At 72.0% G+C, this 8,374-nt stretch carries 7 protein-coding genes and 1 pseudogene; 2 read left to right on the top strand and 6 right to left on the bottom strand.

Annotation, left to right across the window (positions count from 1 at the left end; all coding sequences use genetic code 11):
• A pseudogene (locus tag P1P75_RS36940) lies at positions 1–385 on the top strand (SulP family inorganic anion transporter); the annotation flags it as partial.
• Here P1P75_RS36940 and P1P75_RS36935 read toward each other — a convergent pair.
• From P1P75_RS36935 to P1P75_RS36925, 3 genes are all read right to left on the bottom strand, one after another.
• Positions 349–1,119: a class I SAM-dependent methyltransferase gene (locus P1P75_RS36935; protein ID WP_319263685.1), complete on the bottom strand. Its 771-nt coding sequence runs from the start codon at positions 1,117–1,119 to the stop codon at positions 349–351. The pseudogene P1P75_RS36940 and the gene P1P75_RS36935 overlap by 37 nt on opposite strands.
• 115 nt (positions 1,120–1,234) lie before the next feature.
• Positions 1,235–1,819 (bottom strand): EamA/RhaT family transporter, encoded by a 585-nt coding sequence (locus tag P1P75_RS36930; protein ID WP_319263683.1) that lies wholly within the window; start codon positions 1,817–1,819, stop codon positions 1,235–1,237.
• 70 nt (positions 1,820–1,889) lie between these two features.
• Positions 1,890–2,234 (bottom strand): SH3 domain-containing protein, encoded by a 345-nt coding sequence (locus P1P75_RS36925; RefSeq protein ID WP_319263682.1) that lies wholly within the window; start codon positions 2,232–2,234, stop codon positions 1,890–1,892.
• A 182-nt stretch (positions 2,235–2,416) separates the two neighbouring features.
• On the opposite strand from P1P75_RS36925, the gene P1P75_RS36920 reads away from it, so the two are divergent.
• Entirely contained in the window at positions 2,417–4,567 is a 2,151-nt protein-coding gene (locus P1P75_RS36920; protein WP_319263680.1) for a serine/threonine-protein kinase, read from the top strand.
• A 113-nt stretch (positions 4,568–4,680) separates the two neighbouring features.
• Here the strand turns inward: P1P75_RS36920 and ilvD are convergent, their stop codons facing one another.
• From ilvD to P1P75_RS36905, 3 genes are all read right to left on the bottom strand, one after another.
• Entirely contained in the window at positions 4,681–6,534 is a 1,854-nt protein-coding gene (gene ilvD, locus P1P75_RS36915) for a dihydroxy-acid dehydratase (RefSeq protein ID WP_319263678.1), read from the bottom strand.
• 258 nt (positions 6,535–6,792) lie between these two features.
• Positions 6,793–7,398 carry a TetR family transcriptional regulator gene (locus P1P75_RS36910; RefSeq protein WP_319263676.1) on the bottom strand — a complete coding sequence of 202 codons (606 nt, stop codon included), beginning with the start codon at positions 7,396–7,398 and terminating at the stop codon, positions 6,793–6,795.
• Positions 7,395–8,219 (bottom strand): sugar phosphate isomerase/epimerase, encoded by an 825-nt coding sequence (locus P1P75_RS36905; RefSeq protein WP_319263687.1) that lies wholly within the window; start codon positions 8,217–8,219, stop codon positions 7,395–7,397. The genes P1P75_RS36910 and P1P75_RS36905 overlap by 4 nt, the downstream gene beginning before the upstream one ends.
• Positions 8,220–8,374: the final 155 nt, after the last annotated feature.

Raw genomic sequence — 8,374 nt, 5'->3', positions numbered from 1 at the left:
GGGTGAGGTGGCCGTGCTGGGGGTGACGGCGGTGGGGGTCGTCGTGGGCAGTCTGTTCGAGGGGGTGCTGGCCGGGCTGGCGCTGGCCGTGGCGAAGACGGCCTGGGAGGTCAGTCATGTGCACGTGGAGACCGAGGACCGCGGTGACGCCGGGATCGTCGTACGGGTGCTGGGGCATGCCACCTTCCTGCGGCTGCCCAAGCTGCTGGACGCCCTGCACGCACTGGATGTCCAGCATCGGGACCGGGAGATACACCTGGAGCTGGGCGGGCTGCGGCACATGGATCATGCGTGCGCGGCGGCCCTGGAGGGATGGGCCGCCGCACGGGAGCGGAGAGGGCCGCGGGGTCAGGGGCGGATCGCGAGCAGCAGTCCGACGTCGTAGGTCTCCTCGACCATGCCGTCGGGGAAGACGGTGAGGAGGTGCCGGCGCTCCGCGTCGACGAAGGCGGCGGTTCGCTCCTCGTCGTGCACCAAGAACAGCGAGTGGCTGCTGATGTTCGCGAGGTGCGTGGCGACGGGGACGCGGCGGGTCCAGCGGACGTGGCGGCGGTCGAAGTCCAGGCGGCCCGCGGAGGTGGCGAGGGCCTCGTGCGTGCCGTCGCCGTTCCCGCCCACGGCCCGGCCGAGGCCGAAGTGACGCTCGACGCGGCTTGTCTGCGCGTCGATCCACGGTACGTCGAGCGCGGCGGCGTTCCACCAGAGTGCGAGGGCGCCGCCGGGACGCAGGACGCGCAGGGCCTCCGGGATCGAGCGGTCCGGGTCGGTCCAGTGCCAGGACTGGGCGTAGGTGAGGAAGTCGAGCGAGGCGGTGGCGAGGGGGAGGTGGTTGCCGTCGCCGCGGACGATCGGCACCTCGGGGAGACCCCGGCGGAACTGCTCCGCCATGCCGTCCCCCGGCTCGACGGCGACGACCCGGGCGCCTCGGGCGTGCAGGAGGGCGGTTCCGATCCCGGTGCCGGCGCCTATGTCGGCGAGGCGTGCGCCGGCCAGGGGGCGGCCCGCCATGTCCTCGATCGCCTCGAAGAGGGCGGCCGGATAGGAGGGTCGGTTCGCGGCGTACTGGGCGGCGGCGGAGTCGAAGGAGAGGGCCCGTGACGTGCGGGAGGCAGGGGTCATAGGGCCATCGTGGCGGGAGGGGCGGGGAGAGACCAGAGGGTGTCGCCCGGTGCGGGATGAGGCGCGGCCGCTCGGCTGCCCGCCGATCGGTGTGGTTCCCCTCGGGGAGACGTCCTCAGGAGCGGCGGCGCTTCTTCGACGGGTTGCGGGTGCGGCGGGCGGTGCGGCGTTCGTACTCGGTGCGGGCCGCCTCGTACTCCGCGCGGTGCAGCTTCTCGCCGGGGGCCTCCGTGAGCGAGCGGAAGAAGTAGGCGAGGAGGGAGCCGACGAAGCCGATGGCGAGCAGGCCCCTGAGGGAGGCCTGGCGGTCGGGGTCGGCGCGCCTGGTGAAGCCGTCCCAGGTGTTGCGGAAGGCCAGGGCGCTGGAGATCGCGAACATGACGACCACCAGTACGGTCACGAAGCCGCCGGTGCCGGCGAGCGCGACGCCCTCGTAGGCGAAGCGCAGGACGAGGCAGGAGGCGACGGCGGCGACCAGCGAGCCGACGGCCACGCCGACGCGGCGGGGCGTGTAGCCGTGGTCGCGGTCCACCCAGGTGGTGCCGAAGAAGCGGAGGGGCTCGGGGCGGGGGGCGGCAGGGGTGCCCGCGGCCCGGGAACCCGCCGGGAGGCCGGAGGAGCCCGCCTCGCGGTCCGGGGAACCCGCCGTGGTGTCCGGGGAACCCGCCTCGCGGTCCGGGGTGCCGTTTTCGTCGCTCACGCGACGATTATGGCTCCGGGCGGGGCGGGGTCCCCGGGTGGGTGCGCGCGAGGACGTGCGCGCGGGTGGGTCAGTCGCAGCGGGGCGCTATGTAGCCGTCGCTGCCCGTCCTCACGTACGCGTCCGAGACGAACTGGCTGTCGGCGATGTTGTCCCAGATGTTCGTCGTGCCGTACGGGCCCGTGACCGAGGTGCCGGGCGACTGGCAGAAGATCGGCACCCGCGTGCCCTCGCGCAACACCTTGACGATCGGGTAGCTGGTCGCGGGTCCGCTGCGGACGTTGAGGCGCACGCCGGGCGCGATCGGGTAATACGTCAGCCCCGCCGCCGCGGCCTGTGTCCCGACGGCGCCCCCGGCCGCGGCCACTCCGGCTTCTTCGGCCACTTTCACTTCTTCCACGCGCTCTGCGGACATGAAAAAACCTCCCCCGTAAGACCCCATGACTGACATGGGGTCACGTTGATTCCCCCGAATCAAGCCATGAAACACATGTGCACGATTCGCACACGGAGGCTAGCAAGTCGCCTCGGTCCCGCGAGCGTCATCGACTAGGCTCCGTGCGTCGCGCGCGCGGACGAACAGCACGGGGGTGGTCCATGGCGCCACAGCACAACACCGGGGCGGGCGCGGAAGCGGAACTTCCGGAGTACTCCGGTCACTACCACCTGGAGTCCTGCCTGGGTTCGGGCGGCATGGGCGTGGTCCACCTCGCCCGCGGCACCTCGGGCATGAAGGTCGCGGTGAAGGTCGTACACGCCGAATTCGCGCGGGATCCCGAGTTCAGGGGCCGGTTCCGGCAGGAGATCGCGGCCGCGCGGCGGGTCAGCGGTGCGTTCACCGCGCCCGTCGTCGACGCCGATCCGGAGGCGGAACGGCCATGGATGGCCACGCTGTTCATCCCGGGCCCGACCCTGTCGCAGCATGTGAAACGGAACGGGCCCATGAGCGCGGGCGAGTTGCGGCGGCTGATGGCCGGGCTCGCGGAGGCGCTGCGGGACATCCACCGGGTCGGCGTGGTGCACCGCGATCTGAAGCCCAGCAACGTGCTGCTCGCCGAGGACGGTCCCAAGGTCATCGACTTCGGTATCTCGCGGCCGAAAGACAGCGAACTGCGCACCGAGACGGGCAAGTTGATCGGAACGCCGCCGTTCATGGCGCCCGAGCAGTTCCGGCGGCCGCGGGAGGTCGGTCCCGCCGCCGACGTCTTCGCGCTGGGTTCCGTGCTGGTGCACGCGGCGACCGGGCGGGGGCCGTTCGACTCGGACAGTCCGTACGTCGTCGCATATCAGGTCGTGCACGACGAGCCCGATCTGACCGGCGTGCCGGAGATCCTCGCCCCGATGGTGCTGCGCTGTCTCGCGAAGGAGCCCGAGGACCGGCCGACACCCGACGAGTTGATGCGCGAACTGCGGTCGGTGGCCGCCTCGTACGACACGCAGGCGTTCATACCGGCGCAGCGTGCGCCCGATGGTGACGAAGTGCGGGAATCCGAGCCCACGGGGGCGGCCGAGTCGTCGAGAAGGTCGTCGGCCGACGGGGACAGCGGCGCGTCCGAGGTGGGCGCGCGGCGGCGGGGGCGGCGGGTCGCTCTGGCCCTCGGCGCGCTGCTGCTCGTCGTGGGCGGCGGGTTCACCTGCGTCCAGGTGTTCGGCGAGGACACGGGCGGGGCCGCTCGGGGCACCGACGCCTCGCCTTCCGCCGCCGGCGTCTTCGCCCCCTGGGCGACGCGCCCGGCCGGGGCCGACGGTCTGCCCAAGTGCGCGTTCGAGGCACGGCGGCTGATCTGCGCCCAGCCGGGATGGGTGTCCGCCCTCGACGCGTCCGACGGGCGTGAGCTGTGGCGGCACGCCCTGTCCCCCGACGACAAGCCCCGCGAGGCGCCGGTCGTCGCGGGCGGGCTGGCGCATGTGCTCACGCACTCGGGCAAGCGCGTCGAGGCCTTCGACCCGGCCTCGGGCACCGTGCGCTGGGAACGGGACGTGTCGGCGTACGGGGGTGTCCGGTACGCCGGCGGGACCCTGCTGCTGACGGCGGCCGACGGCACGGTGACCGGAGTGGACGCCGCGTCCGGGCGGACCGTGTGGAGCCGGCGGATCCCGGGCGTGAGCGATCCGTACTTCGTGTCGTTCCCCGGGAACTCGCTGGTCTACGCGACCAGCGCCTCCGGCGAGGGCCGGACCCGGGTCACGGCGGTCGACCCCGCCACCGGAGAGGTGCGGTGGGACGAGCGGTTCGACGAGGCGCTGACTCTGGTGGGCGCCGCACAGGACAGCGTCGTACTGCTGGCCGAGGACGGGGACGGCGGCTACGGCATGACCGACGCCGTGGTCCGCTTCTCCCCCGGGACGAAGGTGTCGAAGCGGGTCGCGCTGTCCGTCGCGCTCCAGCAGCCGAGCGCGGCGGTGTACGGGGACCGGGTGTACCTCATGACGTACGACGGTGCTCTCGTGGCCGTCGACACCGGCGAGGAGAAGCTGCTGTGGTCCCTGCAGACGGCCGTGAGCAGGGGATCGGTGGCGACCGTCGACGGCACGCACGTGTACTTCAGCGCTCCCGACGGCCGTCTGCTCGCGGTCGACGCGCAGGCGGGCAAGCTCGTCGGTCAGACGGAACCGCGGTTCGGCGCGCACTCCGACGACGTGGTGAGCACGCTGCCCGCGCCGGAGGCGGCCGACGGACGGGTCTACGCCGGGGCTCCCGACGGGACCGTGTTCGCGGTGGACGGGCGAGATCCTTCGGGCTGGTGACGCTCGTGCGTGGGCGCGGCCGGCGCGGCGGGCTTCATGGGCTTCCTCCGGTGCGAAAGGGCCGCCCCCTTGACCGGGGGCGGCCCTTCGCTGTGCGGTCGGCGGTCGGGGTGTCAGGCCAGCTTGGACACGTCCCGCACGGCGCCCTTGTCGGCGCTCGTGGCCATCGCCGCGTAGGCGCGCAGGGCGGCGGAGACCTTGCGCTCGCGGTTCGACGGGGCGTACACCCCGTTCAACGCCTCGTCACGGCGCGCGAGTTCCGTCTCGCCGACGAGCAACTCGATCGTGCGGTTCGGGATGTCGATGCGGATGCGGTCGCCGTCCTCGACGAGGGCGATGGTGCCGCCGGAGGCCGCCTCGGGGGAGGCATGGCCGATGGACAGGCCCGAGGTGCCGCCGGAGAAGCGGCCGTCGGTGATCAGTGCGCAGGTCTTGCCGAGTCCGCGGCCCTTGAGGAAGGACGTCGGGTACAGCATCTCCTGCATGCCGGGGCCGCCCTTGGGACCCTCGTAGCGGATGACGACGACGTCGCCGTGGGTGATCCGCTTGTTGAGGATCTTCTCGACGGCCTCCTCCTGCGACTCACAGACGACCGCGGGGCCCTCGAAGGTCCAGATCGACTCGTCGACACCGGCCGTCTTCACCACGCAGCCGTCGACGGCGAGGTTGCCCTTGAGGACCGCCAGGCCGCCGTCCTTGGAGTACGCGTGCTCGGCGGAGCGGATGCAGCCGTTCTCGGCGTCGTCGTCGAGGGCCTCCCAGCGCTCGGACTGGGAGAAGGCCTCGGAGGAGCGGACGCATCCCGGGGCCGCGTGCCACAGCTCGACCGCCTCCGGGGAAGGGGAGCCGGCCCGCACGTCCCAGGTCTTCAACCAGTCCGCCAGGGACGGGCTGTGGACCGAGTGCACGTCCTCGTTCAGCAGGCCGGCGCGGTGCAGTTCGCCGAGGAGGGCGGGGATACCGCCGGCGCGGTGCACGTCCTCCATGTAGTACGTACGGTCCTTGGCGACGTTCGGCGCGACCTTCGCCAGGCAGGGCACGCGGCGCGAGACCGCGTTGATCTCGTCCAGGCCGAAGGGGACCTCCGCCTCCTGGGCGGCGGCCAGGAGGTGCAGGATCGTGTTGGTCGAGCCGCCCATGGCGATGTCCAGCGCCATCGCGTTCTCGAACGCGGCGAGGGTGGCGACGTTGCGCGGCAGGACCGACTCGTCGTCCTGCTCGTAGTAGCGGCGGGTGATGTCCATGACCGTGCGGGCGGCGTCGACGTAGAGCCGCTTGCGCGCGGTGTGGGTGGCCAGGACCGAGCCGTTGCCGGGCAGGGAGAGGCCGATGGCCTCGGTCAGGCAGTTCATCGAGTTGGCGGTGAACATTCCCGAACAGCTGCCGCAGGTCGGACAGGCGTTCTCCTCGATACGGAGCATGTCCTCGTCGGAGATCTTCTCGTTCACGGCCTCGGACATCGCGTCGACCAGGTCGAGCGTGCGGACCGTGCCGTTGACGAGCGTCGCGCGGCCGGACTCCATCGGGCCGCCGGAGACGAAGACCGTCGGGATGTTCAGGCGCAGGGCCGCCATGAGCATGCCCGGGGTGATCTTGTCGCAGTTGGAGATGCAGACCAGGGCGTCGGCGCAGTGCGCCTCGACCATGTACTCCACGCTGTCCGCGATCAGGTCGCGGGACGGCAGGCTGTAGAGCATGCCACCGTGGCCCATCGCGATGCCGTCGTCGACGGCGATCGTGTTGAACTCGCGCGGGATGCCGCCGGCCTCGGTGATCGCCTCGCTGACGATCCGGCCGACCGGCGCCAGATGCGTGTGGCCGGGCACGAACTCGGTGAAGCTGTTGGCCACGGCGATGATCGGCTTCCGGCCGATGTCCGCACCGGGTACACCGGAGGCGCGCATAAGGGCGCGTGCGCCCGCCATGTTGCGTCCGTGGGTGACTGTGCGGGACCTCAGCTCGGGCATCGTCGCTCGCTCCTTCAGGCAGATAGGGCTGTTCATGAGCGTACGCCGCTCATCCAGGGGGCGGGACGAGGTGTCCGGAATGCGGGATGCGTATCTCGCGGCGCGGCCGTTGCCCGGGTGATCGGTGTGGCTGATCGGTGCCCGGGTCATCGGTGGCTGGGCGATCGGTGGCTGATCGGTGCCCGGGTGGGGCCGTTGCCCGCGACGGCGGCCGTTGCCCGCAGTGACCGATGTCCGCTGTAACTGATGTGCCCCGTGTCAGGGCCCGGTCAGGTGTCCCTGTACCACCGGCGCCACGCGCGCGATGATCCGCTCCACGTCCACCGAGGCCAGCGGTTCCACCTTGATCACGTACCGCAGCATCGCCGTACCGACCAGCTGCGCGGCCGCCAGCTCGGCGCGCAGCTCGGCGTCCGGCACGTCCAGCTGGGCGGCGATGCGGCGCAGCAGCTGCGCGGCGACGAGGCGGCGGAAGACAGCGGCCGCTGTCTCGTTGTTCACGGCCGAGCGGACGATCGCCAGCAGCGGCATGCGCGTGGTGGGGTTCTCCCAGACGCCGAACATGAACCGGGTGAGCCGCTCCCCCACCTGGTCCAACGGCGCGTCGGCGACCGCGTCCGGCGCGTCGAGCGCAGGGGCGACGGCGACCTCGACGGCGGCGGCGAAGACCTGCTCCTTGGTACCGAAGTAGTGGTGCACCAGCGCCGAGTCGACCCCGGCGGCCTTGGCGATGCCCCGCACGGTCGACTTCTCGTAGCCGCGCTCGGAGAACTCCTCGCGGGCCGCCGCGAGGATGCGGTCGCGGGTGTCGGCGGACTCCGTGCGCGGGGGGCGTCCGCGGCGGCGCGCTCCGGTGTCGGTCACCGGCGGGGCACCTTCACCGCCGACGCCAGATGCAGCCGCGTGAAGGCCAGGGCCTCCGCGAGATCGGCCTCACGTTCGGCGCTGGACATCGCGCGCCGGGTGTTGACCTCGATGACGACGTGCCCGTCGAAGCCGCTCAGCGCGAGCCGCTCCAGAAGCTCGGCGCAGGGCTGCGAGCCGCGGCCGGGCACGAGATGCTCGTCCTTGGCGGAGCCGTTGCCGTCGGCGAGGTGGACGTGGCCGAGGCGGTCGCCCATGCGGTCGAGCATGTGGATCGCGTCGGCACGGGCGGTCGAGGCGTGGCTGAGATCGATCGTGAAGTGCCGGTAGTCGTCCTTCGTCACGTCCCAGTCGGGCGCGTACGCGAGCATCTCGCGGTCGCGGTAGCGCCAGGGGTACATGTTCTCGACGGCGAACCGTACGTCGGTCTCGTCCGCCATCCGCCAGATGCCCTGGACGAAGTCGCGCCCGTACTGGCGCTGCCAGCGGAACGGCGGGTGGACGACGACGGTGCTCGCGCCCAGCTTCTCGGCCGCCGCGCGCGCCCGCTGGAGCTTGACCCAGGGGTCGGTCGACCACACGCGCTGCGTGATGAGCAGGCAGGGAGCATGTACGGCGAGGATCGGGACGTGGTGGTAGTCGCTGAGCCTGCGGAGCGCGTCGATGTCCTGGCTGACCGGGTCGTTCCACACCATGACCTCGACCCCGTCGTAACCGAGGCGCGCGGCGATCTCGAAGGCCGTCGCCGTCGACTCCGGGTAGACCGAGGCAGTCGACAGGGCGACCTTCGCATCCGGGATGCGCACGACTGGCTCTGCCATGGTGGACAGGTTACGGGGTGCGGTGACCTGACTGCGGGGTGCCTCTTCGCCGTTGTGGCGCACGCCACGGGTGGTGGCGGTGGCCGGGTTCGAGCGGTCGCGGCGGCGGGTGGTGGCCGCGACCGCTCGAACCCGGCCACCGCCACCACCCGTGG

The sequence above is a fragment of the Streptomyces sp. ID05-39B genome, from assembly GCF_033794725.1.
Lineage (GTDB): Bacteria > Actinomycetota > Actinomycetes > Streptomycetales > Streptomycetaceae > Streptomyces > Streptomyces bobili.
The sequence above is the reverse complement of the archived record's forward strand: the minus strand, read 5'-3'. Positions and strand labels throughout refer to the sequence as shown.